Origin of the sequence: Asticcacaulis sp. DW145, from assembly GCF_037101385.1 — a bacterium.
GTDB classification, from domain to species: Bacteria; Pseudomonadota; Alphaproteobacteria; order Caulobacterales; family Caulobacteraceae; genus Asticcacaulis; species Asticcacaulis currens.
This window is the reverse complement of the sequence record NZ_AP029027.1, coordinates 18,917-44,707: the sequence shown is the minus strand read 5'-3', so window position 1 is coordinate 44,707 and position 25,791 is coordinate 18,917. Positions and strand designations below refer to the sequence as shown.

Here is a 25,791-nt window from a genome sequence, read left to right as displayed (position 1 = left end):
TGCGCTATTCTTTGGCAACCGCTTTCGCTTTCCGACCGCGCTTTGGCTTCACTGGCACGACCGGATTTTCGACCGGCTTACGGCCAAGCCCCAGCGCCTTCGCCATTGATGAACGTGAAGCGGAATAGGCGGGGGCCACCATCGGGTAGTCAGACGGGAGGTTCCACTTTTGGCGGTAGGCTTCGGCGCTAAGGCCGTATTTCGTCTGTAAATGGCGCTTGAGGGATTTGAACTTCAGGCCATCTTCGAGACAAATCAGGTAGTCAGGCGTGATGCTCTTCTTGACCGACACTGGGCGCAAAATCTTCGCTTCAGGTTCGCTCTTAGCTCCGCCCGAGGTCAAAGTCGATGAAAGTGCGATATGCACTGACTTTATGAGCGCCGGGACTTCCGAGGGTGAAACCGAATTGTTGCCGACGTATGCCGAGACAATATCTACGGTCCGATCGATGGCATTGAAGTCGTCAGCCATAGTATTCCTCATTGTCATTTGTCATGGCTGATAACCTTGCTCGCGTAACGCCGCAACCCTTCGAACTGTCAGAAATATCCCGAGGCCTTTTCTCCGGACGATTTCGGCCGTTCTGGACGATATGCATATCCCAGTTTCGACTAGCTCTCGTCCCGGTTCGTTCGTATCTATTCGTCAGCGACGCCATCACTCTTCGTCTGATAGCGCTCGCACAAGGTCAAGGACCTTGCGCCGGTGCTTTGGGTTCCGGATGCGCGGAAAGGCTTCAGCAAGCTCGATACCCTCGCTTGTTTTGAGGAATCCGTGAACGACCTGCTCAGAATGCGATTCTGAGAAATTATCTGCTGCTTGGGCATCGCTATAGCCCTCAAAGAAGTAGGCGACGGGCACCTTGAGTGTCGTGGCTATATCGTAGAGCTTGGAGGCGCTTACCCGGTTGGTGCCGCGTTCGTATTTCTGCACTTGCTGAAACGTCAGCAAGATTCCGGCAGCCAGCTGCTCTTGCGACAGGCTCAGAAACTTACGCCGCATGCGAATCCGAGAGCCGACATGAATATCAACAGGGTTTGGCGTGTTGTCTTCGGCAGCCATTAGGTTTCGCCTCTTTCGGAAAGAATTTAATGGGTTACGAAACTACAATTTTGAAAACAAAACGCAACCCAATACCGGATGCAGTATCTGGATCGAAAGCGCGCAGCCACGATATTTTATGTATAAGTGCACCTATAATTCGGATGCATCGGTACTTTTTCAATACGTTTTTTGCACAGGCAAATAAATCAGTAAATTTTAACGATCAATATTTCTCAGGAAATTTCCCCGAACCAAAGATTACATTTGATTAGTCCGCATCATGGGAAATATAAATAGGATATTTGGCCACTTTTTATAATAAATAGGCTCACATTTATTCACCGCTATCCTGGGCTGTGCCGCAGCCTATTCTTCCATCTGGCGCAATGAACACACGCCTGAAGAGACTAGATCAACGATAGCGCGAATCTTATGATTGTTTCGCACAGTGTCCCATGCTATTTTCAGGGGAATTGGCAGATAGATCAATCTGAAATAATCGCACATTGGGGGGTTTGGCGGGCGTGAGGCGCTATTACTCAATCGATTTCGGAGGGTTGGCACGCGTATGAAAGATAAGGCTCCCACTCTCAATCGAGTGTATCGAGAATTGCGCAAAGAAGTACTTCGCGGCGACTATGTGCCTGGACACCAGCTCGACCTTTCCGAAATACGAGTGCGCCACAAAGCCAGTGATACGCCCGTGCGCAATGCCGTCAACCGCCTCGTCGGCGAAGGACTGCTCAAGAACACCTCTCATGGCGGCTACTATTTGCCGCATGTCACCGAGGATCACGTCCGCGATCTGATCGGGTTCAGCCTCCGCGAACTGATCCTGGGAACCGAGGAAGCCGAAGTGGTCGGCAGGACGATTGCGCCTCTTCCCAGCAACCTCGCACATGGCAATGTGCTCGTGACCACTGAGGCGCTTTTCCGCGAGATCGCCAAATCCGGAGGGGAACGGGCCCGGCGGACGATGGAGCACGTCAATGACGAGCTTCACGCTATACGGTTGGCAGAGCCACTCCTGATCGACGATTTGCAGGTTGAGTTGGAAGGGCTCATTAAGGCCTGCGCTGCAAAAGACTGGCAGATCCTCAGAGAGAGACTGAAGGACTACCACCTCCTCCGCCTCCAACTGGTGCCAAGGCTTGTCACTGTCCTCTACGCCGACCGGGGCGGGGTTGAAGGGGCTTCCGATGAAGCTCGCGAGAACTACCAGTATCGTCGATAGATTTAATTCCAGCCGCGTCGGGCGACCGAAGTTCTGGCAGGCCTGATCGCCTGCCCTATGTCGTGAAAACCTTGCAAAAATTTAGTTGCTACCGCGACCAAACCAATGCGCGGTCCGGGCATTATTAGGTCCCGATATCAGAGGTTGTGGCTTATCCTCAAATCGTCATGAATGACCATGACTTTCAGAAATGGAGGGTAAGTCTATGCGTAAGCTCGAAAATACCGCTCGTGATTCCGAAACCCAAGGCCTGATCGATCTGGGCCGCGCCAGCGTCGAAACCAAGGGTGGCGGCCCCGTCAACAAGATTGACTTCGATCTGCAAGACTATCGTCAGGAACCGGGGCTGCTCGGCGACTAAGCTCCACAGTCGCGAGAACTAACCCGGCACGAATGGGCCAAACTTCAGCTGCGGGTGACCTGACCTGAGATATGGCGTGCCAGGCCGAAGGCCTAGCTCGAAGATAGGTCACTCGCCTCAGCGTGAACTTGGTCATTACAGGAGGGCGCATGACGTTTGTCTTTTGACGATCATGCCCCGAGGATCTGGTCATGCCTAGCATGGCCTCGAATAATGGAGACTGAACATGTCTAAGATTGAAGACCACACTTCGCGGGCACCAGACCTGGTTGATCTGGGTCGCGCCACTGTCGAAATCAAGGGTGGCTCCCAAGAGCATCAGACCGATTTCGACATGGCCGAGTGGCGCCAAGCCCCCGGCTTGTCCATCGAGTGACCAACTGGAGTGCGAGGATATCGGTTCTCGCACTCATTTTCTGGAAGTGACCATGGTTGAACACGAAAACCTATAGGCGGTGGAATTCGACCTAATCAACCTTGGGAGTGGAACGCTGCAAATTGCTCGGGGCGGTCCCGTGAACCTCCTCGAGTTTGACTTAGGTGAGTTTCGACCGCAGCCAGAGCTGAGGGCCGACTGACCCCAATTGCCAAAAGCAATCCGATGGAGTGCTGCCACGTCGCTCCTTCGTCATTCTAGCGGATATCTCGATGACCTTTTCCGTGTCCGACCACATTCACTTCTGTATCTGCGATGGCCAGACCATCCTGTTCGACACAGACCTCGATCGGTTTTTCGCGTTACCGGCACCAATGAATACCGCGTTCGTGAACTTTATTGGTGGCGCACAAAATGCTGAGGACACACCTTCCATTGACGCGCTCGTCGCCAGACGGGTCCTGAACAATGACCTGACCGAACGTGGGGTATCCCCGGCTCCCACCCTTTCTCGGCCAGTCACCAGCCTGTTGGAGGCTCCACAGGAAGCAAGTACTTGGGCAGCAGTCGCAGAGGCGACTATCGATCAAGCCCTCGCCGGCCTCGATCTGAAGACGGTACCAATAGCTAAAATTCTGAGAGGCATTCGGAGGGAAGCGGCTCGACGGCAACCCGCCGCCCGTAGCCTTACTCAGCGTAGCATGGGCTCATGGGCCCGGGCCTTTCAGTTGTCTCAGCATATTGTACCTACCGGCGATCAATGCCTGCGCCGGTCAATCGCCATGTTTCGGTTCTTAGCAAGGCGCAGTTGCCTTCCCTCGTTCGTGATTGGCGTCCGAGCACACAACTTCGGCGCTCATGCATGGCTGCAAATGGACGAAACGGTGTTGAATGACACGGTGGAGGGCGTCCTCCCCTATACCCCAATCATGGTGATATAGAATGGCGACCCGTTATCTGGCGATAGTGAGTGCCACTGCTGATGAATGGGCGCTTGTGCCCAAGGCGCTCGAAGCGCTTACAGGCCTGACTGCCTCACATGTGTCGAGTAGTCTCACGGTGTTCGTGGAATATGACCGCGACATAATCAAAATGGAGGGCACTGACGGCCTTGCGATAGGCACCGTGTTCTCACGTGAAGATCGACCCAAACGAATCTCAAAATTCGGTGCAGCGCAGACAGCGAGGCTTGTCCGATCCTCGGGCCGCGCCCTCATGAAAGAATATTGGGGGGGCTATGTGGCCTTTGTCCCCTCCGAAGACGGTAACATATCGATAATCAGGGACCCGTCCGCTCAGGCCGCCTGCTACTACCTCTTCAAGCACCCATTCTGGGTCTTTGCTTCGGACGTCGAAGCCCTGATCAGCAGTGGCTTTTTCGAGCCTATCGTTGATTGGCGTGCATTGGCCCATCAGCTTAGGTCCGCCGGTATCAAGTCTACGCGCACAGCTTTAACCGGGCTATTCGAGCTACTACCCGGATTTGCTCTATCCCTCCAGTCTGACAAGTCCGAAAGTCATCCCTACTGGTCTCCTTGGGATCATGTTGGGAAGCGAATGAACCGAAAAGCCGGGGAAATTCGGGCGGAGCTAAAGGACACTATTTCAGGCGCTATCGGAGCTTGGGCAGGACAGTACGCCAATATTTTACTGGGTATCTCTGGAGGCCTGGATTCCTCTGTCGTGGCTGCAGCGCTTGCTGCCAGGCATTCCTCGGTAACCTTCATGACCATGGCCACGCGGACCCCCGACGGCGACGAACGCGTCTATGCGAGGGTGTTGGCGCATTCCCTCGGCATTCCCCTTATCGAGAAAATCTACGAACCATCGGAGGTTGATTTTCTCCGTGGGGTGAGCCTCCATCTGCCCCGGCCAATGGGCGGGGCCATGTCTCAGGTAAGCACCCAAGTTGTGAAAGGCGTTTTGCCGGATGGGCGGGACAGCGCCTATTTCACCGGTCGCGGCGGCGACAATGTGTTTTGCTACTCACAGTCGGCTACGCCGCTTCTGGACCGGATCTATACTGAAGGATTGACACCTGCGGTCCTCACGACCATCCGCGATATCTGCGATCTTTCGGGTGCAAGTGTCTGGGACGTCGTAGCGATGGCGCTCAGACGGCACAGAGCACGGTCCAATGCCTATTCCTGGAGGCGGAATAACCGGTTCCTGACTGAAGCAACAGCGACTACACCCCTCTTCGATCATCCATGGCTGGACCTTCCCGATAGCGGCCTCCCCGGTAAAGCCGTCCATATCGCCATGCTTCTTCGAATTATTGATAATCTTGAACCTTCGGCACGAAACCTCACGGTCGACGAGATCACCCCACTTGTGTCTCAGCCGATCGTTGAGGCTGCTTTAGCCATCCCGACTTGGGAGTGGCTCCGAGGGGGGCGAAATCGCTCGCCTGTTCGCGACGCTTATTCGGACGACCTCCCCCGGGAGATACTTTACAGAAAAGGCAAGGCTGGCCCGGACACATTCGCAACAGACCTGCTCGCGGCCAACATGACGGCCGTCAGGGAACACCTTCTCGATGGGTGCCTCTGTTATGAAGGTCTTGTAGATCGAACAGCCCTGGAACTGAGCCTTGGCGAATTCTTCCACTCCAAGACCAACGACGCACCACGCTTACTCCAGCTGGCAGAGGCTGAATCCTGGGCGCGGCATTGGACTCGGAAGGTCCCCGTTCGGAAGTCTGCCTGACGGCGGCTCGGGGTTGGGAAGCGGTTTTGGGTCCTTAGTGTGGCCTGGCGTCTCGCAATTTCCGCCACCTCTCATTTTGCTTGATTTTGGCGGGGTCAGGATTTTCCACGCCCTTAAACCAGAAATCGAGCCATTCAAGATTTCGGTTGTAGATGGCTAAGCGGTGAAGGGGTTGCCATTTCACGTGGTACTCGTCAGGGAACACGTAAGCTTCCACTGTTTTGTTTTTTTCTGACAAGGCTGTGAGACCTTCAGTTGCCATCATGTATTCGTTTTCGGAAAGCTCGAGCAACAGAGGAACATTCATCTTATCAGCATTCAGCCTCATGGACATCGGCTTCCAGTAGGCTAATTGGTCAGTGTCTGTGAGATCAGGCTCGCCGATCTCCGCCTTAAGTTTTGCAATAATCTGAGGCCCGTTTAGGGTTTTTCGTAGTATTGGATCTAAGCAGCAATTGGTCATTATTGCTGCGCTAAAAACATTGCTGTGCAGGATCGCCCATTGTGTGAGCGCCGCCCCCTCACTGCTTCCCGTGATGGCGACCCGTTTGGGATCAGCTACGCCCTTCGACAGGACCGCCTCTACGCCACTTAACAGCAAGGAATGGACAAGTTTCCGATCAGCCCAGTCCTTGCGATCCAAATGGCTGATCTCAAGTGAGGACTTCCCGCCGAGCACTTTTCCCGCTTGCAGCGGCCGACTGAACGATAAGACCGCATACCCCCGACTGGCAAATAGTTGAATCGGATATTCATCGGTCGTCGCGCCGCGCAAAAAGCCATTTGACGAATACGAAGTGACGACTAATGGGTGGATTTGTCCCGGTTTATGATCTGGTGGTAGCACAAGATCTCCGAACGTCTCGACGCCCTGCTCATTCCGCCACGTAAGGCGTTCGACCGACCCCAGATGAATGGATTTAAATTCCGGATTTGGATCGAAAACCGGGAAAATCTTACCATTTGAAGCGTCGAACGTGACAATGCGGCGGGGTTGCCGTGAAGCTTCGTGAAGACAAATAAGCCCGCGCTTATGCGGTGTGCATTCCCCGATTACATCCGTCGTTCGGAGAAGAAGCGTCGGTGAGGCCGCTCCGACACGCCAGCGATAGTAGGTTTTCTGGTTGCCGTACGGTTTCCGCTGAAGGAAAATCAGCGTTTCTCCGTCTGAGAGCCACCAGAGGGCGCGCACTGAGTCACAGGCGGCATCTGAACATTTGCCGCTCCGTCCAGAAGCTGTCTGAGCAAATAAGGTTGTGGGGCTGTAGGTAGGGTCACCCTTGTCTCCCATGGTCCACGCCTTTGCGCCGTGGGCACCAAGGCTGGTGACCATGGCGTCCTTGTCGAAGATTGCCCTCGAACCTTCCGTCAGCAGAGCGATTTCCGGGCCGGTCGCGGCGCGCAACGTTCGGGTTTCAACGTCCATAGTTTGGTATTGGACGACTACAGGTTCCAGAATCTGCGGCGTATTTCCGAGGCGGGGCGCGAACCGCTCATCGTAAAGGTATCCTACCTTAGCTTCCTCTTTTAACTCTTCTTTCTTTGACTCAAGCTCAGGCCTGCCGGAAAACACAATAGCCTTCCCATTGGCCGTCCATGCAAAATTTTCGATGTTGTACGGCTCATTCGTAAGCTGGCGCCGTTGACCGCCGTCGGCCAAAACGCTCCAGACTTGAACACGGCCGTTCTCCTCACGAAGAAAAGCGAGTGACCGTCCGTCCGGTGTCCATTGCGGCACTACGGTCGCAACTGACGCATCCTTGAAACTGGCGATGCCGTAACTCGACCGTTGTAGGAAGAAGTACACACCGCCCTCGCTAACGAGTTTAGGTGGAGCACCGCTCTCGGTATCGAGGACAAACACCCCGCTACAATAGCTGTTGCTCGCAATATCCGCCCGATACATCGCGAATGCCAGCTTCGTGCCGTCAGGCGACAAGCTCAACATCGGCTCGCGTGCCGAAGACCAATTGGGACCAATGTCCCTCAACCGAACCAAGTCTTCGGCTTCGATACGCCGTTTTTGATTCAGTTCCGGCAAGCCTGGCAGTAAATCGGAGCAATACTTAGATGCAGCAGAGGCTATGCCGGGTGCGACAAGCGCACACCCGACAAGACCGGCAAGAATGATGGATCTCATGACCTACCACGCCTTCGACAGGCTCACGGTCACAACGCGCCCCAGCACGTTAGCATTCGTACTGTCGTAGTAGATGCCGGTGTAGAGCTTGGAAGGGCTGAGCGCGATTGGCGGGTCCTTGTCGAACAGGTTCGAGGCGGCCAAGGAAATGGCCAGCCCGGAAAGGACCCCCTCCTGCCTCTGGAACCGATAGGCGATATTGCCGTCGACCGTTGTCCATGACGCAATCTTGGTATTCGGAGTCATACCCGTATCGATGCCGCCAGCCACATAATTGATGATCGTGGTCGCTGAGAGCCCGGCACGATCAAACGTGAAGCCCGCCCGCCCTTTAAACTCCGACGGATTGGCGACAGTCCCTGTCAACTCGACTTCCGGATAGGTGACTATGGTCTTCTGTTTGATCTTGAGCCACGAGCCACTAACGAATGGCGCGATTTTACCGGAGAGCACGTCGAAGGACTGGCGGTAGCTCAGGTCAACGCCCTCTGCTTTCTGAGACGTCGCATTGGCAAGCCGCGTGTCAACCAAGGCTTTGACGTTCGATGGGCTGTAGGCACCGCCGGAAAAATTGACGAGTGCTGAAGCATAGGCCTCGCGAACGGCAATATCGGAAAGTGTCGGTGCTCGATTGATAAAGGGCGCGAAAAGCGGGTTAGAGAAGGCTGCACTCAAGGGCGATACGGGTGTCACCACGCGGTCGGTATAGTCGATATTAAAATACGTCGCCGAAAGGCTGAGCGACTTTACCGACGCGGGTCGATAGTCGGTTCCGATTGTCCACGTCTTGGCTTTCTCCGGCTTGAGGAAACGGTTGCCACCTGACGACACCATAACCGTGCCGCCGCCGCTTAGGCCAAAACTTGAGGCGTTGAAGATAATAGCCTCCGACGACTGATACATTTGGTAGAATGAGGGCGATTTGAAGGACTTCCCCCATGTTCCGCGAACAGTCAGATCGTTAAGTGGCAAGTACCGGAACCCGAACCTCGGATTGGTGGTGCGTCCCCAATCCGAATATTCTTCGGTTCGAGTCGCCAAGCTTACATCGAAGGCGTGCAATCCCCTGCGAGTTTCTGACGGTTGCACCAACGGGGCTAGAAGCTCCCCAAAGGCATATTTCACATCACGTTCGACCCTAATATAGTTCGAAGCGCCCGGTTGAGCTTGACGGAACCCCTCCTCTCGAATTCCTGCACCTACAGCAAGCTTTAGGTCACCGGTGGGCAGGCTCATCAGACGGCCATCCGCATTGACCTCAAGGGACCGCAGCCAGTTCGAAAAACCGAGAATGCTGCGTGTGGCACCCTGCCGTGACCTCGCCGACGTTCTGGTTTGGGACGCAACCGCACTGACACCGGCTTTCCAGGTCGCTCCCAGATCACTTTCAACTGACGCCGACACGCTGTAACTCGGCGTGTATCGATAGCTTGAATTGGGCGTGCTGGTCGCGAAGGGCTTTGTCTCTGACGTGGCTTCGCGGTCGCTCACAATCGCGTCGACATCGGCACGTAGCGTCTCGGTCAAGCGCTTGCCACCGCTCAGGAACAACGAATGTCGTTTCTGCGGCCAAAAGAGCGTTGTGTCTGGTGCAACGCCTGAAGTGAATCCGCGCTGCTTAGCGGTGACCGGCTCCTGTTTGGAGTATTCGAGGTTTCCAAGGAGATGCCAATCCGCGTCACTCTTTCCCCAGAGGACACCATAAGTTTCGTCCTTGCGCCCGCCTTGCGTTGCCGCCCCAATCCGAGCACTCGTCTCGATCCCGGAATAGTCCTTCCTGAGGATTATATTCGCGACACCGGCGATGGCGTCAGACCCGTAGAGGGCGGATGCGCCATCAGTGACAACTTCAATTCGCTGAATAGCTGAAAGCGGAATGCCGGAAATATCAGGTGCCTGAAACGTATTGTCCGAAGATAACCGATGGCCGTTGACCAGCGTTAGAGTGGCGTCGTTGCCGAGTCCCCGGAGGTTTATTGAAGCCGCGTTCGAGTAGTTGCCGTTCTTAGCCGTCGTCCCAATCATCCCAGGATTCTGTCCGCCGCCAAAGGATTGCGGGAGCTTTGACATGACGTCGCCGATGCTCGTGTAGCCGCTGTCTTCGATCTCCTTTCGACCAATCGTGGTGATCGGGGATGCAGATTGAGCGTTTCGGATATGGGTCCCGGTGACGACAACCTCGCCAGCCGAACTCGCTGCAGCGGCTACCTCTGGTGCGCCCGCCTTAATTTCCCATACGCCGCTGGAATTTCGGCGGGCGTTGAAGCTTGTCCCGGCAAGAATGCGCGTTAGGGCCTCCTCGGATGACATGACGCCTTTCACACCGTTCGATTTGAACGATTGCACAGCGGCGCCGTCGTACATCATCTGCTCGTGCGTAACGCGGCCAAAGCTTAAAAGTGCGCTGGGTAAGTCCTGCGCTTGTATATTGAATTCGTAAGTTTTAGTCTGGGCGTATACAAAGGTTGGCGCAGCCGTTGCAAAAGCAATAATCGCAACGCTCGCAGAACATAAGCCCCTCAGATATGATCTATTCATAGTGCATCCCCATAATCTCAATTCACAAAACTAAAAGGCGATTTAACAAGGCCTTCCAAATTGAGACGGATGAGAATCGAAAACCTATAACCAACTGACACAAAAAATTTACATTACTTTCTCATTATGGTAATATTCTTATCATCTTCAAACACTTTTACCGGAAACACACCCGCGGTCGTGCGGGCGAAAGCCTCGGTATCACCGGCATTGAAGGTACCACTGACTCGCAAGGCAGCCACATCGGGCGTCACCACAATGCGCCGTCCAGACGCATACCGGTTCATCCGTTCCGCAGCGCTCTCAAGCCGATCGTTCGAGAACTCCAATTGACCGCCCTCCCATGATCTCGGCGTCGTTTCCTCAACTGTGGCGAGTTGGCCGATGGAAGCATTCTCAGGAAGGATGAGTTGGGTACCGGGCTTCAAGAGCTTTTCGGCCGCACGCACGCCGGTTGGCGCCGCCACCATTTGGGGGGCGCGGTCGCCACCGGGTGCTCGGGTGAATACGTTGACATGCCCCTCATAGAGAATGACCCGCACCTCGTCCTTAAGCCGCTCGACGCTAAAGGCCGTCCCAGTCGCTACCACAATCTTCTCACCGCTCGTTACGGCGAAGGGTCGCTTCGTATCATGAGCAACAGTGAAGTTGGCTCGACCACGTTCAAGCGTCAGGTCCCGTCGGTTGAAGGCGTACCGCACCCTCACTCGCGTGTCGGCATCCAGCGATAACCGCGAGCCGTCCTCAAGAAGGATCACCCGGCGCTCGCCGACATGGGTCTCGTAAAGCGTCGGCCTCTGAGCGAGCCAGGTGCCGCCGGCAAGCACTAGGATCAGAGCGGCGGCGGCCGAAAGGGTTCGCCATCTGCCAAGGTGCGTTTGCTTGGCTTCGGCCTGGCGAACATATCTGAGCGCCTTCTGCCGATGTATGATCATTTCGGGAGAAGTGGACTCCTCCCCCAAGGCTGACCACATGGCCGAGACACTGTCGAAGCACCGCTGGTTCTCCGGGTCCTCGCCTATCCAGGCCAGAAACTCGGCCATCTGCGCGTCTGACAGCGCACCCTCGGCCATCCGGAGGCACCATTGCCCCGCGATGACCTCCCGGTCATCGTCGTTGGGGTACATTCCGTTTTGGGCTTCAAGTGTCATGGGCTGCCCCGTTGGCTCGAACCAACATCGCCATAGCCTTCGCTAAATGTTTGTCCACGCTGCTTATCGACACTCCCAAGGCTTCAGCTATGCGTTTCCGTGGCATGTTCTCGATCCGGTAGAGGATCAGGACCGCACGGGTTCGTTCCGGCAGGGTATTCAGTAAAGTTGCGGTACGCCCTATGCTCTCGCGGGCGAGCAGAATCCTTTCGGCATTTCGCCATTCAAAGCTCGATGCCTCGTCAGCCAGAAGATCGGCCGCATAGTCGGCCCTTATTTTGTCGTGGCGCCCATGGTCTCGGATAAGGTTCATCGCCATTTGGAACAGGTAGCCCTCGGTGTTGACGATGTCCCGGTTCGGCATCGCCAACAGCTTAGCAAAGAGTTCCTGTGTCAAATCCTCCGCACGGGCATGGTCACGCAACCGACGCATAAAAAAGGCCACCAATGCCGGACGAAAGCGCCGACTTAGCGCGTCCAGTTCTGCCTGATCCCGAGAGGCCATTGATGGTTGTTGAGCGTCCATACCCGTTAGACGGTTGAAAATCGCAAAACTATACCAACTTAGTCGAGAATATCAGTTTTTTTTAGCAACTGACATGAAATACAGCCAAGCATCTGTCTTTGAGAAGTTATTTTTATTGTCAAGCTCTTTGAATTTGCCTTTCGCTCGCTGAAAAAATCAGCTGTGCCCCGGCAGCAGAGTAGTGAACCGCTGATAGGTCATGTCCGGTACTTCGGCCATTTGCAGACCGGAACAAATATTAGCGATAATTCGCCTTATGATTGTGTGGGGCGTATATCCGTGCTATTAAATTCTACCATTTCTGAATAATCGCTCCGTCCTTGCTTGCGCATGTTTCCATACGCAATTCGCTTAGCCCTGCCCATTTCCCAATGTCATCATTTGAGGTCGTTTCTTACCTAGTCAGGCTCATGTTCAATCCAGCCCTCAGAAGCCGGAAAGATGTGCTGCTGGGCGCTGTCCTCGAAGTAGTCGGCATTGGTTTTGGAGTTGCTGGTCCTTATGTTCTGAAGACGCTGGTCGATGGCTTAACCGGAGGGCCCGTAACCGTCGGTTGGCTGCTTCTCTTTGTAGGCCTCTTCGTTGTGACCTGGTCTGGGGGCAGCATTACGGGCACGATGCGAATGGTTTATACCACTCGTATCGTCGACGCTCTGAGCCGGAATATTTCACAGCGCGTACTTCGGAACCATTTGCCGACGGCCGCATCGAACCGCGACGGGGACAGCGGAAAACTCCTCGGGTTGATGGAGCGGTTGGCCTTCAGCGTTCAGGTAGTGGTCGAAGGCTTGGTTTGGCGGGCCGTTCCTCTCGTCATTCAGGTTGCCGTCTGTCTCTTCGTGATCGCGACACTCATCCCCGCCTTCTATTCCGCTATAATGGCCGCCCTCCTCATCGGTTACGTCTTCGCGACCTGGCTCGGTGCTGCGCGCCACCGGGTCCATGCCGTGGAGACGAATAAGGCCTCGGCCGCCGTGTCACAAATCTTCGGCGACGTCCTACGCAATGCCCGCCGGGTGGTGCTGAATGGCGCACTAGCAGCCGAACTCGACAACATTGGAGACCGGATACGCGACAAACGTACCGCCACGGAGAGAATGACCTGGTCGCTCGTGGGCATGGCCACTCTGCAATATGGCGTCGTGGGCCTGGGCTTGCTGGCGCTTCTGGTGCTCGGAGGCCTTGATGTCAGCCGAGGACGGATGACGGTCGGTGATTTCGTTCTCTTGCAGGCCTACGCTTTCCGGCTTGCCCTTCCCCTCTCCGGCTTCGGGTTCATCCTGAGCCAAACCGCGGTCTCCATTGCCAACATCAAAGAGGCCCTGGAGATCGCCGGCACCGATGAACAGCTATTGCCCAAAAAGACGATTGAGCGCCTCGCGGCGAAGGTACAGCTCGACGCCGTATCCTTCGAATACGGTCCAGACCTTCCGGGGATTGAGCGAGTGTCAGCGCAGCTTGCTGCCGGAAGTTTCAACGTCATCGTCGGTCCAAATGGGTCGGGTAAATCCACCCTGGCGCAACTGATTGCGGGGGTCATGCCTCCGTCCCAAGGATCGGTGCGTTTGGATGGCGTCGATCTTCAGTCAATCCCACGCGAAGACCGGCACCACCATGTCATGTACGTTCCGCAGTTCATCGGTCTGTTCAACCGCAGCCTTGCCGACAACGCCCTATATCCACCGACCACCCAAACTGAACAGGATCTCGCAAGCCTTCTCGCAGAATGGCGATTTTACGAGGTGGGCCGGGAGATCGACTTCTCGATCGTCGTCGGAGAACAAGGGGAACGCCTGTCGGGTGGACAAATACAGAAGCTCGAACTGGCTCGTCTGGCAGGCGTTCAGGTTCCGGCGATAATACTGGACGAAAGCACGTCGTCGCTCGACCCCCGTAGTGAGGCTCGCATCATAGCGACCCTTCGACAGCGCTATGGCGAGCGGACCACACTAATTCTGATTACACATCGTCCCGCAGTCGCTGCCAAGGCCGATCAGGTGCTGTTCATGCAAGCTGGCCGCCTAGTCGCATCGGGTCGCCACGAAGATCTCTCCTTGGCTAACGAAGACTATCGCCGTCTTTGGTCAGCGCCGGAGCTAAGTGGCGCTTAAAGTCGCCCTTTTCGAGTCCGGGAGAGCACGGCTGGCAATTATTTCGACAACTGCCGAAATTTCATGTGCAACTCTTCGGAGTTTGTGCGTCTCCTATACATGGAGACAAGCGCGCGCACCATGTCGGGACATCTATCCCCCAGCGAACTGGCCGCTCTTAGCCGTCGTTATCGGCCGCCTCTCATTGCCTTCTTCGTCAGAAGACTCGGTGACCACAGCCGCGCTGAGGATCTGACCCAGGAGCTGTTTGCACGCCTCGCCGCAATGCCCGAGAAGGATATCCCTCACCTTGAAGGCTATATCTTCCAGATGGCGGCCAACCTCATCCGAGACTCAAGCCGACGGGAAAAGGTCCGCACAGCGGTTTCAAATGCCATAAGGACGGACGAAGCCAGAGACATCGAATGGCTTGATGCTGAGCGGATCGTCCTCGCCCGTGAGAGCATCGCCCAACTAAGCGTCATATTAGACAGCCTGCCCGAGCGAACCCGAACCATACTCATCCTGTTTAGACTAGAGTCCATGCCCCGTAAAAACATTGCTGATGCCTTCGGGATCTCGATCAGCGCCGTCGACAAACACCTTGGCCGCGCGATGGAAATCCTCATGTCAGTCTATGGGAGGTCCGATGACAGATAATAATTTGCCAGAGACCCTCGATCTTGAACCCGGCCATCGCCAAATGGCCATCCGTTGGTGTGTCCGTCTCTCGGAAGGTCCGCTTGGCGCCGACGAGGGTGCTGAATTCAGCCAATGGCTCACCAGCGACCCTCTTCATCTGGCCGAGTTCGAGAAGGCGCTAGCCGTTTGGGATGGGCTGGGTGCCGCTGCCGCAGAACCGGAGTTCATTCGTCATCGGGAAAAGTCCCTCGGCCACTATCGACGCGCGCAGGCCAGACGCTGGAAGACCGCCTCGATAGGAAGATGGCTTCTGCCTTTGGTGCTCGCTGCCGTGTTCGCTCTGGCCATTATGGCCGCAAGACCCTCGGTCGTTGGAAAGCCGTACCTGACCCAAACCGGCGAGCGTCGTATCGTGAATCTGGAGGATGGGTCACGCGTGGCGCTCGATGCCGACACCGAAGTCAGAGTAAGCTACGATGCCTATCACCGCAACCTGACCCTTGTGAAGGGGCGCGCAAGTTTCACCGTTGCCAAAGATGCCTCCCGCCCCTTTTCAGTAAGCAGTGGTCAGAAGACGATCGTCGCAACAGGCACCGCGTTCAGTGTCGAACGACTGAAGGACGAAATCCGTGTAATCCTTTACGAAGGGCATGTGCGCGTTCTGACAGCGAACGCAATAGGGTCAGCCCCTCAAATGGCTGAAACCCGTACGACGCCCCGTGCAGCTGAAACGCTCCTGACGCCCGGTAAACAGATGGTACTGCGGACTGAAACGAATCTCGCGCTCATTAGAGATGCTGTTGAACTAACGCCCCGTGCCTGGGAGACCGGTCAACTCGAATTCGTTGATGAGCCGTTGGCTGTGGCCGTTGAGCGCGTCAACCGCTACACCTCCAGTCGACGCATTATAGTGGCCGACGATGCCGCCGAAATCCCGATCAGCGGCGTCTTTAACGCAGGCGAAGTCGATGCCTTTGCCCAGGGCGTCGCGTCAGCTTTCCCTGTCAAAATCGAGGAAGGTGACAACAAAATAAAACTTCTGCGAAAATAATGTAAATTTTTACATAATGACGTGTGCAGGTTTAGCGTCGGCCTGCGTCTAACCCTAGAAGCAAAAAAAAGCTTTAGATTTCGGCATTTTTCATCTGGGGACAGTTCAATGCACCACCTCTCGCGTTACTTTGCCTGCTCGGTCAGCTCTGCGGCACTTCTCTTAATTTCTACGCCTGTATCCGCTTACGCAGAGGTAAAAACTTACTCTCTCGACATTCCAGCTCAGGAAATGAGCGCGGCCTTACGGACGTTCAGCCGCTCGACACGCGAACAGATCGTTTTCGACTCCAAATCAGTGAAGGGGCTTCGCTCTAATGCTGTCAAGGGAAGCTACAGCGCGGAACAGGCGCTTCAGTTACTAACCTCAGGCTCACCAGTCTCAATCTCCCGGAACGGAGCCGGAGTGTACGTGATTACAAAGACGGGCGAGCGAGAAATCTCCGCCACTCAGCCAGTTGCCACGGATGATACCGTCGAAGTCGTAGTCACCGGCACACATATCCGTGGCGGGAACCCGACCTCGCCCGTTCGCGCGGTGACTCAAAAGGAGATTCAGCAGTCAGGGTATTCGCAAGTTTCGGACTTAATTAAGAGCCTGCCCGAAAACTTCTCTGGGGGACAGAATCCGGGCGTGATTGCCGCCAACTCGACCAACTCCGAAAATACGAACGTCTCAAATGCGGCAACAATCAACCTGAGGGGGCTGGGGACCAATGCCACTCTCGTATTGGTGAACGGCCACCGCCTGTCTGGTGACGGTTACCACCAGGGCTCGGACATTACCGGCGTGCCCATGGCAGCGATACAGCGCATTGAAATTGTATCTGACGGCGCATCCGCGCAGTACGGATCTGATGCGATTGCAGGAGTCGTAAATTTCATTCTTAGGAAAGACTTTTCAGGGTCGCAGCTATCTGGTCGATGGGGCCAAGCTGCGGACGGAGGTGGGGCAGAGCAAACCTATAATTTCCTGACCGGGTTTGCGACACCCGACTGGCATGGCCTCGTAAGCGTCGAAGGTTCTCAACAGGCGGAAGTGACAGCCTCCGACCGGGATTTTACTAATCTCGCCGCGCCCGCGACCACACTGATACCAAAACAGGACCGGCAGTCGCTTTACGTCGACATAGGTGGGAATATCGCAAACGCGACCACTCTCGAATTCGATGGGATCGTTAAGACCCGAACCGCTGCTTACACTCAGGTATTTTCTGGCACCCCCTACACATACACAACTGAAACGCCCAGCTACAGCTTCGCGTTTACCGCCTCGACCGAGCTTTTCAGGGACTGGAAAATTCGGTCGGTCGCGGGCGCCTCGGCAAGTCAGAATTTACAGGCATCCAAGTGGCCCACGGGATCTAGCTCAATAAGATACCGAAACGAGACCGAGTATTTCGAAACCTCCGCCGACGGCAAGCTGCTAACCTTACCGTCTGGAGACGTGAAGGCTGCGTTCGGCTTTGGATACAGGAACGAGCAGTGGGTCCAGAACTACCCGGGCATGTCCAGTTACATAGACGCCTCACAAAAGGTCTGGTCCGCGTATTTCGAAGTCCTTGCACCGTTGGTCACTCCTTCCGCAACACGGACCGGCCTTCGCGAATTTCAGCTCAGCCTCTCTGGACGAATGGAGGACTATAGCAGCTTCGGTCAAACATCGACCCCAAAGATCGGATTGCGATACAGCCCCTTCAAGGGTGTAATACTGAGAGCGACATGGGGTAAGTCCTTCAAGGCGCCCACCTTCGAGCAAATGTACACGGAAACAAAGCTCTATCTTTATAGAGCCACAACGTTCGGCGGCCCAACTGGAAAAACAGCGCTGTATACCGCGGGCGGCAATGTAAACTTAAAGCCTGAGAAGTCGACCTCGTGGACGATGGGCCTGGATTATACGCCCGAGGCAATAAGAGACCTACGCGTATCGGCGACCTATTTTGACATTGACTACATCGATCGCATCGTCAGGCCAATTAGTCCGACAACGACGGCTATCAACGCCGTGCCGCTCTCGCCGTTCGTTCAACTCGCGCCGGACTCAGCATCGCAGGCAGCTCTGTTAGCCAAGGGCTATCTATTCACCAACTTCTCCGGCGGCCTTTACGATCCCACCAACGTAGCCGCAATAGTCCGCCAGGAATTCACAAACGCAGCATCACAAAGGGCCAAAGGATTGGACCTGTCTTATCGACAAAGGTTCGAAATCGATGGCGGGGATCTAAGTGCGTTCGCAAACGCGACGTCCATAGACCTAAAACAACAAACAACGATTGTCACACCAATTAAGGAACTGTCAGGTACAATTTTTTATGTCCCGAAGTTTAAGGCGCGTGGCGGTTTGAATTGGGATTCCCGCAGTCTTTCTGCGACAGCAATAGTGAACTATGTAGCCTCCGAGACGGACACTGGCGTACTTCCGAATGTTCGAGTCGCATCTTTTACCACTGTTGACACGAGCATTTCCTACTCGTTGGATAGCCAGAATTTTTTCTTCAAGGGAACGCGCGTCACTCTGTCAGCGTCCAATTTGTTTAACCGGGCGCCACCGCGCGCGTTGAGTCCGGCTAAGTCATATCCCGGCATCTATTTCGACAGCACGAACGCCTCGGCGATGGGACGATTCGTAAGCTTAACGATCACAAAAGCCTGGTAACACGATGGTATCGTTATTGGCACTCAAGTTCGCTGCAGTCGGGGTGCTCCTGACTGCAGCGAGCGGAACTCTGGCGGATGAATGCTCAAACTCGGTCCAAATGGACAAGGCTGCTGTGGAGAGTCACCGACTGCTGGAACCGGCAGACCTGTTGTCCCTGAACGACATCGGCCAAGTCCAGAGCGGTGATCCGAAGGAGGCTATCCTAGCCGTCTCGCCAGATGGCGGCAGTATAGCTTTTCAGCTCCGCCAGGCGGACGCGTCCACCAACAGCTATTGTTTTCGCATCGCCATAGTCAATCTTAAGACGCCGGGTCATGCCCTGATTGTCGATTCAGGTGGTGAGTATATTCAAACCTCCAACTCCGCATTAGGCTTCGCGGCTCATACTCCGTCCGGCGCCCCTAAGGTGATTTCTCCGAAATGGTCTCCGGACGGAACATCCATAGCGTTCCTGAAAAAGACTGAGGGTAGTGTCCAAATTTGGCAGGCGGCAGCCGATGGCAGCGGCTCAACGCAAATCTCAAGGTTAGGCTTCGACGTGGAGTCTTTCGACTGGTCGTCCGACGGGTCGAGTCTAATCGCGTCCGGTCGCCCAGGGCTTCTTGCCGCCGAGCGCGCTATTGAGGCGGAATCTCGACAGGGGTTTCTCTACAACGCTAGATTTAAGCCGCTGACAACAAGTGCTCCTCTGGTCCGCGAACCAATTGAGACGAAACACTACCGCATCTTGGTGGCGGATGGCGCGGCAACGGAATTAAACCTTGAGAACGACGAAGCAATTCGAGCTACGCAACCGCTTTCTGGAGAGTCCACCCTCACCGCAAGAGGACCCGCCGGGCAATTGGCATGGACGACCAAAGAGGAAGGGGCCGCCCTTTCATCTCCCTCTTGGCTGACAGTTAAGTTAGCGGATGGACAACAGCACTCATGCAAAAGCGATGTCTGCGGCGCGATTACCGACATGTGGTGGGTCGGTGGGAAAGCCACACTCTACTATAGCCGCCGCGAAGGGTGGGCAAACAGTTTAACCGGTATCTATGTCTGGCGCGTAGGCCAGGCGGCCCCGCGCAGGGTCCTTCAAACAACTGAAGTGTTGGTCGGTTGCCAGCCCGTAGCGAGAGGCCTAATCTGCGCTCACGAAACTTCGACAACACCACGCAAAATCATCAGGCTCGATTTGCCTTCCGGGCGTGTAACCGAGATCTTCGATCCCAACCCCATTTTTAAACAGCTAGAATTAGGGAAAGTCGAGAGGCTGAATTGGAAGACTAGGGACGGCATTGAGGTCTTTGGAGATCTTGTCTTGCCTCCGCACCACGTTCCCGGCCAACGTCACCCACTCGTCATAGTCCAATATCGGACCCGCGGCTTTCTTCGCGGAGGTGTTGGCGACGAATACCCGATCCAGGCGTTCGCCGCACGCGGATTTGCTGTTCTAAGTTTTGACATTCCTGAGAGCGTAGGCGTCTCTCGTGGCGCGAAAACTTGGGAAGAAGTCAATCGGTCAAACCTGAAAAACTGGGCCGACCGGTTCAGCGCTCAATCAGCCCTTGAGCTAGGCGTAGCGCTCGCGGTTTCTAAGGGCGTAGTCGATGAAAATAGGATGGGTATCACAGGCCTGAGCGAAGGTGCCGCAGTCGCTCAGTTCGCTTTAATACACAGCGACCTGTTTAAGGCAGCAGCCATAAGTACCTGCTGCCAGACACCAAACAAAGTGACCTATCTCTTCGGGCCCACGATCGCCAAGTGGTTCCATGACATGGGTTATCCGAGCTATCTGGAAAGCAATAATGGCTTTTGGCAAGAGGTCGCACTGAGCCTGAACGCGGACAAGATCCACACGCCACTCCTTATCCACGCCTCAGACCGGGAGTACTTAGGCGCTCTTGAGGGCTATACAGCACTCGAAGAAAGCTCAAAACCTGTCGAGATGTATATTTTCAAGGACGAGTATCACTTGAAATGGCAACCCATCCATCGGCTCTCGATCTATGAGCGGAACATTGATTGGTTCGATTTCTGGCTGAGAGGCGTTGTCGATCCCGATGCCAAAAAAATTGATCAGTACGCTCGCTGGCAAAAAATGAAGGACCAACAAATTAAAAAATGAGCATCGTAGATAGGCGTCACGACCAATGCCGCGCCCATGCTTCAGCATCCGCGATCGACATTATTCGGAGATGCTTATCACTATGCCTTAGGGTTTCCTCCACCAGGACCGCATCCATTGCAACTTTGTCAATAATTCCGTGGCGCACCAACTCACCGTCTAGGATGAGCTCTCTCAAAACCGCCCGGTTTTCCATTATTAGATCGAACGCAAATCCGCTGGGCCCACCTTTTGATCGGCGGGAAATGATCTCCGGCGGGAGTTGACCGGCAAACGCCCGTCTCGCTACTGACCGGTTTTGCCCGCCTGCACACCATAACCATGTTGGAATACCGAGGCAGAACTCCATCACGGGTTGGCAAATGAGTGGCGTTATTTGGGTCTCTCTTCGCCTCCGGGAATAGCCATCAATTGTACCCTGAATGCGTGCCAACATGGCGATATGAACTGCTTTCCCCGGAAGGGCGTCGGTAGGCGCATCTAACCAAGGATGAAGATCTAAAACTGCAGTGCCCGGCGCATCTGGAAGAAGGAAATCGGAGTTTGTCCGCCACTTATAAGATACGTCACCATCCATCATCCGCTTCGCCGCCATCATGACGACATCGAACAAGCTACAGTCAGTCATATCACAGATATCTATGGCCGTGGCCCAAGCGCCAGCACCCAGCCCCTCTTTTCGAACACGGTCCACTAGAGGTGTCGCCGACGACAAAAAGCAGAAAACATTGTCGCCTCCGACGCCGCTAAAGAAACCGTCATAAGGGATGGCCTTAGCGAGGTCGAACTTGGCTGCTTTTGTGCTCTGCCCAAGGGCATAGAAATTTGGCCTTGGGACATGGAGCGAGTTAGATTCTGCCAAATTTACTTCGCCGGCATTATGAAATTTCTCAACAAGCGGCTGTCGCAAATGCCTCGTCAGCATTCTTGCGTAAAGCCGCTCGTCGCCGGTCGGGTCATCAGTGATCATTGTGAAGCAGGTCATCTGTGCGCCTCGCTCGGACAGGACCGAGGCGACTATCGAGGAGTCTAGACCGCCGGAGACCCCTAACAGGATGTTTTTGAAACAGCCGGCCCATGCGCCTGTAGATTGCGTAACGATACGTTTCAGCTCGTCCGCGGCTTGATCGCCTTCCAACACTTGCCCCGTTTGCACGAAGTCCCACGGGTCCCAACGCTGCCTAATAGTCAATGCCCCGCCACATGAACATAGCGAGTATCCTGCCAACAACTCTCGCAACCCGTCAAAGCAAGTCTCGCTGGTACGTAAGCCCCCGGAAAATAGGTGCTGACCGATGCCAGACCACGAAACTTGGGGAATGAAGAGGCCGCACTCCGATAACGCCTCAATGTCTGACGCCAGTATAATTTCCTCATTGCTTGATCGAAAGTAGTAGCAGGGGAGCGCTCCAGATGGGTCTCGCAAGACCGTAATCTGGGGGGTATATCCCCCACGAACGAATGCTACGTATCCGCCCCAGTACTCCGATATCAGATGCTGTCCATCCGATTGCCATATCTCTTTGGCTTCATTTTGCCCGAGGTCATCAACCCGCGCGTACGGAGACGACGCTTTGAAAAGGTGCCCGAGAATTATCCCGTTTCCATCTGGCAGCTCAATCAAAGTTTCCCGATTACTCGCATAGACTGTAAGATTATTCCCGCTAAATACCTCTAGCAGTTTTGACTTTGATGAGACTTTTGTCGATGTCTCGGAACGAGAGGTTTGGTTCGGACCGATAACGGCCACAAATTGCAACGCCATGCTCACGAAACCAGAATAGGATTATAGTCTCGGACCCTGTCGATATAGTCACTGATGACCACGTCGTTTTGCTGGGTCCAAGCGTGAGCTGAAAATGGGCTCGTATTGACGCCTATTATCAATTGGGAATGCTGTCCGTTTTTGGCCAAATACCTTGCCATTGAGATCGCCCATGACAGACATCTATCTTGGGTCGGCACAATTCTCCTGGTTGAAAGAAAACTACTCACTACGGCATCTCGATCCAGCAGCTCTTTCGGCTCCTTTTTGCCGTAACGCACTCGTTCCGCACGCATCATCTGAATCGTGGGTTTCAATCCGCGAAATCTGATCATGAGCTCCGTTTCAATCTGAATACAAATCGAGCTCAATATAAGAACCAATTTGGTAGGCTTGCCGCGGAGACTGAACTCCGAAGTTGGCGCAACCCTCTCTGTCATTGCTTTTAATGAGCTTCCAGCGCTTTCGTCATCCACCAGGATTCCTGCGGATTTCAGCCGGCATTCAAACTCGATATCCCGCTCCGCGTTCTTCGCGCTCACCAATAGCCGACGAAACGCACTCTCCAAATCGTTAGGCAGCATAAAATATCTGTCTGCAGCCAGATCAAGAAACACCAACCTGTTTCCCGAATTGCAGAAAGAAAGGTCATCTCTTAACATCAAGGTCATTGGATACCTCCGCCATATACCGATAGAAGCGGTGCGCCGCATTGCGCTAGCGCACCGCCAAAAGGTCGGTTAGTCCGCAGACAAAGCAACCGGGGTCTTGAAGTCGGGGTTCGACTCGTCGGGCTGGTTTTGGGGCCCGCCACCCTTGGTTTGGGCGGTTACGGCACCCAGGTCGACCAGTTCTTCAGTTTCGATTTTCTTTTCCATAGGTGTTTCTCCTTAGGTCAGAGTTAAATGCCACGACCATTCGTGGCGGCCGCAGATTTGCACACAAGAAGCTGAATTGGTTGACTATTTTGAATCTATTTTCGTTAAATCGGCAAAATAGCGACGATCGATCAACGGCCTATCGAACGCCAATTGGATTTGGCTCGCGCTGATGATATAAGTGATTGATTTCGTTTAAATCTGCGAAATTGGCGTGGCGGATTCATCCGCTTTTGGCAGCGGGCCTGCAAGCATTCGCGTGTTTGGTGGAATAATCCGGCCGGATACCGCTATAGAGGCAGTGCGCGGCGTGGCCGGTTCAAAATGCCGACAATTTCGGGAATTAGGCGCTCGCGCCGGTGCAGATATTTCTGCATGGCCCGCCGAAAAGGCTGCCCACCCCCCGATGCCCACAGGTCGAAAATGACCTGAAGTTCAGCATCGCGGTTCGGGATCAGTTCGCCTTTGATCATGCGGGCCGCCCTGAGCTTATCATTGGCATGCTCAAGGATCTGGGTGAGCCACGGGCTTCCGAACTGATCGCCTATGGCTAGAAAGAGAAGCTCGCTCGCAGCGACAATGTTCTCCTCTTCCAACGCCTGAATGGCCGGCATCAGCATGCGATAGTTGCCGGAATGGGTGTTGGCGCTCACGGTCTCCAATAGCACCCTGACAACGCGATAGATGTCACGATAATGGCTCTCGTCCATCCGCAGCGTGTAATAGCCCTGGTTAGGCCTGTGCTCGACGAGCGATTCTGCGGCGAGGTCTCCCAGTATATCTCGTATCGGACCTTCACTTACGCCATATCGACTCGCAAGATCGGCCATCATCAAATGCACTCCGGGGACATAGCTGTTATCAAGAAGGCTTTCCCTAATTTGACGCTTTAACTCCACTTTGGATATTTCCACTATGTCCTCAATTCGGCGCCAATAGCGCGTCGGTATGTGTGTCTCCGTTCTAGCAAACCTCGTCCAAAGGCCAGCCGCCAATGCACTGCGATCGGCCGGTATATTCAATCAAGGATATATTTTGTCCCGGACCTAAACCGAGAGTAGTTTCAAACTGGCGGAAAACCAAATCACGGATTCGTATGAGAAATCAGTGGGTATTAAGGAAACTATCGAAATCTACATTTCGCGATGCTGATATTCAACTTCAACTCGCAGTGGTTTAATTGCGAAAATGCCTTACCGCCAAACGCGCAGCCTCGTCGGCAACCTCACCCCGGCCGCCTCCATTCTGGCATCCCGACGCAAGCGCAAATTGTACCCGATCACACCCGAAATCACGCAAACGATCAGGGCGTCGCCGCTCCAGATTCCCAAGGCTGTGAAATATCCGAACGGCCCCAGTGTGGAGAAGAAATCGGCGAAGTGCGCGGCCACGCCATCCAGCTGACAAGCAACGGCGAACATAGTCCAGAGCCGCCTTGATCGGGCTGACAGAATGGAAAGCGCTATCAGGGTGCCAATATCGACAAGGACCACCCCGATACCGGGGCTAGCATTGCCGCGGACCTGAAGCACAACGGAAAGGAGCCATGCAATGAAGATGATGGCGGCACCGGTTCGCTCAACCGGGCCGCCGCGCCACAAGACCAGACCGCAACAGATGGCAAGCTCCACAACCCAGATAAGGACCCAGATGTCTATGGTGCCCATGATGCGACTGAATCCGATCCCTATGCGGAACGCTTTTCCCCGACAACGTGTAGACCGGTTGTAGATGATTTGCCATCGCCTTCCGGCTTTTCAAGGTGGCCCACGGCGACTGTTCGGCACCCGATCTGCGTCTTGACCGCGTTGAGATGGGCATGCGCGTCGATCATCTCATTGCGGACCTTCGATAGTCCCTCGATCGAGGCCAGCACTGACGTCATGGCGTCACGGCCGACGCCCATGGCCAGGTTCGATTTCAGGCGCATCCGGCTCAGGCGATTGGCGAGATCGGTGACTTCAATCAGGGCCTGCTCGACGGCATTTTCGGCGACAATCAGCTGCTCCGCGCCTTCGCGGACCATATCAACTCGTTTCATTTTGAGGTCTCCTAAGCGACCGCTACGCGGGCCCAGCGTCGCCAGGCCGGGGGCGGTTACCCGGATTGGCGCTGAAATCTATTAAGACCCTCGAAGATCACCAGCGCAGCCTGGACCAAGACCCCTCCCGCCATCGCCAATAGTGCCGATGCCAGCAACGCCAGTCCAAACCACTGCCAGAGGCTCAAGGCTTCCAACCGTCTCTCGAACAAGGCCCATCGTCTGTCAGCCAGGCGGTGGCGGCGACCATATTGAAGACCGCTTTTTCCGGGCCGTACATCCGCTCCAACGTCATCACGGTTTCCAGTGTGTCTTCGACCCGGTGAAGCTTGTCGGGTGTCGCTAACATCCGCCAGGCCATCTCCAGTTCGTCCCACCGGATCATGAAGTATTGATGGTTCGGTTCGAAAGGCTTGTTCATGCCCTGACCGTGGCTGATCGTGGAGGGTGTCCGGTATCCTCATCGCTTGGGG

23 protein-coding genes are annotated in these 25,791 nt (G+C 54.8%); 10 read left to right on the top strand and 13 right to left on the bottom strand.

Annotated elements, in window-relative coordinates; translation table 11 throughout:
• Positions 1 to 4: 4 nt before the first annotated feature.
• Entirely contained in the window at positions 5 to 472 is a 468-nt protein-coding gene (locus AACH73_RS18740; protein ID WP_338736655.1) for a MucR family transcriptional regulator, read from the bottom strand.
• A gap of 186 nt (positions 473 to 658) precedes the next feature.
• Complete coding sequence (locus AACH73_RS18735; RefSeq protein WP_338736654.1) at positions 659 to 1,063, bottom strand: helix-turn-helix domain-containing protein; 405 nt, start codon at positions 1,061 to 1,063, stop codon at positions 659 to 661.
• 550 nt (positions 1,064 to 1,613) lie between these two features.
• Here AACH73_RS18735 and AACH73_RS18730 point away from each other — a divergent pair.
• The 5 genes from AACH73_RS18730 to AACH73_RS18710 all read left to right on the top strand — a co-directional run bounded on the left by AACH73_RS18730 (position 1,614) and on the right by AACH73_RS18710 (position 5,725).
• Positions 1,614 to 2,279 (top strand): GntR family transcriptional regulator, encoded by a 666-nt coding sequence (locus AACH73_RS18730; RefSeq protein WP_338736653.1) that lies wholly within the window; start codon positions 1,614 to 1,616, stop codon positions 2,277 to 2,279.
• A 205-nt stretch (positions 2,280 to 2,484) separates the two neighbouring features.
• Positions 2,485 to 2,640 carry a hypothetical protein gene (locus AACH73_RS18725; RefSeq protein ID WP_338736652.1) on the top strand — a complete coding sequence of 52 codons (156 nt, stop codon included), beginning with the start codon at positions 2,485 to 2,487 and terminating at the stop codon, positions 2,638 to 2,640.
• Between the two features lie 226 nt (positions 2,641 to 2,866).
• Positions 2,867 to 3,016 (top strand): hypothetical protein, encoded by a 150-nt coding sequence (locus tag AACH73_RS18720; RefSeq protein WP_338736651.1) that lies wholly within the window; start codon positions 2,867 to 2,869, stop codon positions 3,014 to 3,016.
• Between the two features lie 272 nt (positions 3,017 to 3,288).
• A complete protein-coding gene (locus AACH73_RS18715; RefSeq protein ID WP_338736650.1) occupies positions 3,289 to 3,957 on the top strand; it encodes a lasso peptide biosynthesis B2 protein in 669 nt (222 codons plus the stop codon).
• Between the two features lies 1 nt (position 3,958).
• On the top strand, positions 3,959 to 5,725 hold the full coding sequence (locus AACH73_RS18710; RefSeq protein WP_338736649.1) for an asparagine synthase-related protein: 1,767 nt from the start codon (positions 3,959 to 3,961) through the stop codon (positions 5,723 to 5,725).
• Between the two features lie 34 nt (positions 5,726 to 5,759).
• Here the strand turns inward: AACH73_RS18710 and AACH73_RS18705 are convergent, their stop codons facing one another.
• The 4 genes from AACH73_RS18705 to AACH73_RS18690 form a co-directional block, all read right to left on the bottom strand.
• On the bottom strand, positions 5,760 to 7,865 hold the full coding sequence (locus AACH73_RS18705; RefSeq protein WP_338736648.1) for an Atxe2 family lasso peptide isopeptidase: 2,106 nt from the start codon (positions 7,863 to 7,865) through the stop codon (positions 5,760 to 5,762).
• Positions 7,866 to 7,868: 3 nt separating this feature from the next.
• Positions 7,869 to 10,403 (bottom strand): TonB-dependent receptor, encoded by a 2,535-nt coding sequence (locus AACH73_RS18700; protein WP_338736647.1) that lies wholly within the window; start codon positions 10,401 to 10,403, stop codon positions 7,869 to 7,871.
• 113 nt (positions 10,404 to 10,516) lie between these two features.
• Positions 10,517 to 11,554 (bottom strand): FecR domain-containing protein, encoded by a 1,038-nt coding sequence (locus AACH73_RS18695; protein WP_338736646.1) that lies wholly within the window; start codon positions 11,552 to 11,554, stop codon positions 10,517 to 10,519.
• Positions 11,544 to 12,080: a sigma-70 family RNA polymerase sigma factor gene (locus AACH73_RS18690; RefSeq protein WP_338736645.1), complete on the bottom strand. Its 537-nt coding sequence runs from the start codon at positions 12,078 to 12,080 to the stop codon at positions 11,544 to 11,546. Before AACH73_RS18690 ends, AACH73_RS18695 begins: the two co-directional genes overlap by 11 nt.
• A gap of 410 nt (positions 12,081 to 12,490) precedes the next feature.
• Between AACH73_RS18690 and AACH73_RS18685 the strand changes: the two genes are divergently transcribed.
• The 5 genes from AACH73_RS18685 (at position 12,491) to AACH73_RS18665 (ending at position 20,634) form a co-directional block, all read left to right on the top strand.
• Positions 12,491 to 14,191: an ABC transporter ATP-binding protein gene (locus AACH73_RS18685; RefSeq protein ID WP_338736644.1), complete on the top strand. Its 1,701-nt coding sequence runs from the start codon at positions 12,491 to 12,493 to the stop codon at positions 14,189 to 14,191.
• Positions 14,192 to 14,311: 120 nt separating this feature from the next.
• On the top strand, positions 14,312 to 14,830 hold the full coding sequence (locus tag AACH73_RS18680) for a sigma-70 family RNA polymerase sigma factor (RefSeq protein WP_338736643.1): 519 nt from the start codon (positions 14,312 to 14,314) through the stop codon (positions 14,828 to 14,830).
• The gene (locus AACH73_RS18675; RefSeq protein ID WP_338736642.1) at positions 14,820 to 15,863 is read left to right on the top strand and encodes a FecR domain-containing protein; all 1,044 of its coding nucleotides are present in this window, start codon (positions 14,820 to 14,822) and stop codon (positions 15,861 to 15,863) included. Before AACH73_RS18680 ends, AACH73_RS18675 begins: the two co-directional genes overlap by 11 nt.
• A gap of 108 nt (positions 15,864 to 15,971) precedes the next feature.
• The gene (locus tag AACH73_RS18670) at positions 15,972 to 18,521 is read left to right on the top strand and encodes a TonB-dependent receptor (RefSeq protein ID WP_338736641.1); all 2,550 of its coding nucleotides are present in this window, start codon (positions 15,972 to 15,974) and stop codon (positions 18,519 to 18,521) included.
• 16 nt (positions 18,522 to 18,537) lie between these two features.
• Positions 18,538 to 20,634, top strand: a complete 2,097-nt coding sequence (locus tag AACH73_RS18665) for an Atxe2 family lasso peptide isopeptidase (protein ID WP_338736640.1) — start codon at positions 18,538 to 18,540, stop codon at positions 20,632 to 20,634.
• Between the two features lie 16 nt (positions 20,635 to 20,650).
• On the opposite strand, the gene AACH73_RS18660 is transcribed toward AACH73_RS18665, so the two are convergent.
• From AACH73_RS18660 to AACH73_RS18630, 7 genes are all read right to left on the bottom strand, one after another.
• The gene (locus AACH73_RS18660) at positions 20,651 to 21,772 is read right to left on the bottom strand and encodes an asparagine synthase C-terminal domain-containing protein (protein ID WP_338736639.1); all 1,122 of its coding nucleotides are present in this window, start codon (positions 21,770 to 21,772) and stop codon (positions 20,651 to 20,653) included.
• A gap of 629 nt (positions 21,773 to 22,401) precedes the next feature.
• Positions 22,402 to 23,070: a lasso peptide biosynthesis B2 protein gene (locus AACH73_RS18655; RefSeq protein WP_338736638.1), complete on the bottom strand. Its 669-nt coding sequence runs from the start codon at positions 23,068 to 23,070 to the stop codon at positions 22,402 to 22,404.
• Between the two features lie 69 nt (positions 23,071 to 23,139).
• Positions 23,140 to 23,277: a hypothetical protein gene (locus AACH73_RS18650; RefSeq protein ID WP_338736637.1), complete on the bottom strand. Its 138-nt coding sequence runs from the start codon at positions 23,275 to 23,277 to the stop codon at positions 23,140 to 23,142.
• A gap of 290 nt (positions 23,278 to 23,567) precedes the next feature.
• The gene (locus tag AACH73_RS18645) at positions 23,568 to 24,176 is read right to left on the bottom strand and encodes a GntR family transcriptional regulator (protein WP_338736658.1); all 609 of its coding nucleotides are present in this window, start codon (positions 24,174 to 24,176) and stop codon (positions 23,568 to 23,570) included.
• A 294-nt stretch (positions 24,177 to 24,470) separates the two neighbouring features.
• Positions 24,471 to 24,944 (bottom strand): hypothetical protein, encoded by a 474-nt coding sequence (locus tag AACH73_RS18640; RefSeq protein WP_338736636.1) that lies wholly within the window; start codon positions 24,942 to 24,944, stop codon positions 24,471 to 24,473.
• A gap of 20 nt (positions 24,945 to 24,964) precedes the next feature.
• A complete protein-coding gene (locus AACH73_RS18635; protein ID WP_338736635.1) occupies positions 24,965 to 25,318 on the bottom strand; it encodes a hypothetical protein in 354 nt (117 codons plus the stop codon).
• A gap of 184 nt (positions 25,319 to 25,502) precedes the next feature.
• A complete protein-coding gene (locus tag AACH73_RS18630; protein WP_338736634.1) occupies positions 25,503 to 25,739 on the bottom strand; it encodes a hypothetical protein in 237 nt (78 codons plus the stop codon).
• Positions 25,740 to 25,791 lie beyond the last annotated feature (52 nt).

Bases quoted from the DNA above. Each gene is read 5' to 3' on its own strand.
- AACH73_RS18740 (WP_338736655.1), bottom strand. From the start codon at position 472: ATGGCTGACGACTTCAATGCCATCGATCGGACCGTAGATATTGTCTCG.
- AACH73_RS18735 (WP_338736654.1), bottom strand. From the start codon at position 1,063: ATGGCTGCCGAAGACAACACGCCAAACCCTGTTGATATTCATGTCGGC.
- AACH73_RS18730 (WP_338736653.1), top strand. From the start codon at position 1,614: ATGAAAGATAAGGCTCCCACTCTCAATCGAGTGTATCGAGAATTGCGC.
- AACH73_RS18725 (WP_338736652.1), top strand. From the start codon at position 2,485: ATGCGTAAGCTCGAAAATACCGCTCGTGATTCCGAAACCCAAGGCCTG.
- AACH73_RS18720 (WP_338736651.1), top strand. From the start codon at position 2,867: ATGTCTAAGATTGAAGACCACACTTCGCGGGCACCAGACCTGGTTGAT.
- AACH73_RS18715 (WP_338736650.1), top strand. From the start codon at position 3,289: ATGACCTTTTCCGTGTCCGACCACATTCACTTCTGTATCTGCGATGGC.
- AACH73_RS18710 (WP_338736649.1), top strand. From the start codon at position 3,959: ATGGCGACCCGTTATCTGGCGATAGTGAGTGCCACTGCTGATGAATGG.
- AACH73_RS18705 (WP_338736648.1), bottom strand. From the start codon at position 7,865: ATGAGATCCATCATTCTTGCCGGTCTTGTCGGGTGTGCGCTTGTCGCA.
- AACH73_RS18700 (WP_338736647.1), bottom strand. From the start codon at position 10,403: ATGAATAGATCATATCTGAGGGGCTTATGTTCTGCGAGCGTTGCGATT.
- AACH73_RS18695 (WP_338736646.1), bottom strand. From the start codon at position 11,554: ATGACACTTGAAGCCCAAAACGGAATGTACCCCAACGACGATGACCGG.
- AACH73_RS18690 (WP_338736645.1), bottom strand. From the start codon at position 12,080: ATGGACGCTCAACAACCATCAATGGCCTCTCGGGATCAGGCAGAACTG.
- AACH73_RS18685 (WP_338736644.1), top strand. From the start codon at position 12,491: ATGTTCAATCCAGCCCTCAGAAGCCGGAAAGATGTGCTGCTGGGCGCT.
- AACH73_RS18680 (WP_338736643.1), top strand. From the start codon at position 14,312: ATGTCGGGACATCTATCCCCCAGCGAACTGGCCGCTCTTAGCCGTCGT.
- AACH73_RS18675 (WP_338736642.1), top strand. From the start codon at position 14,820: ATGACAGATAATAATTTGCCAGAGACCCTCGATCTTGAACCCGGCCAT.
- AACH73_RS18670 (WP_338736641.1), top strand. From the start codon at position 15,972: ATGCACCACCTCTCGCGTTACTTTGCCTGCTCGGTCAGCTCTGCGGCA.
- AACH73_RS18655 (WP_338736638.1), bottom strand. From the start codon at position 23,070: ATGACCTTGATGTTAAGAGATGACCTTTCTTTCTGCAATTCGGGAAAC.
- AACH73_RS18650 (WP_338736637.1), bottom strand. From the start codon at position 23,277: ATGGAAAAGAAAATCGAAACTGAAGAACTGGTCGACCTGGGTGCCGTA.
- AACH73_RS18640 (WP_338736636.1), bottom strand. From the start codon at position 24,944: ATGGGCACCATAGACATCTGGGTCCTTATCTGGGTTGTGGAGCTTGCC.
- AACH73_RS18635 (WP_338736635.1), bottom strand. From the start codon at position 25,318: ATGAAACGAGTTGATATGGTCCGCGAAGGCGCGGAGCAGCTGATTGTC.
- AACH73_RS18630 (WP_338736634.1), bottom strand. From the start codon at position 25,739: ATGAACAAGCCTTTCGAACCGAACCATCAATACTTCATGATCCGGTGG.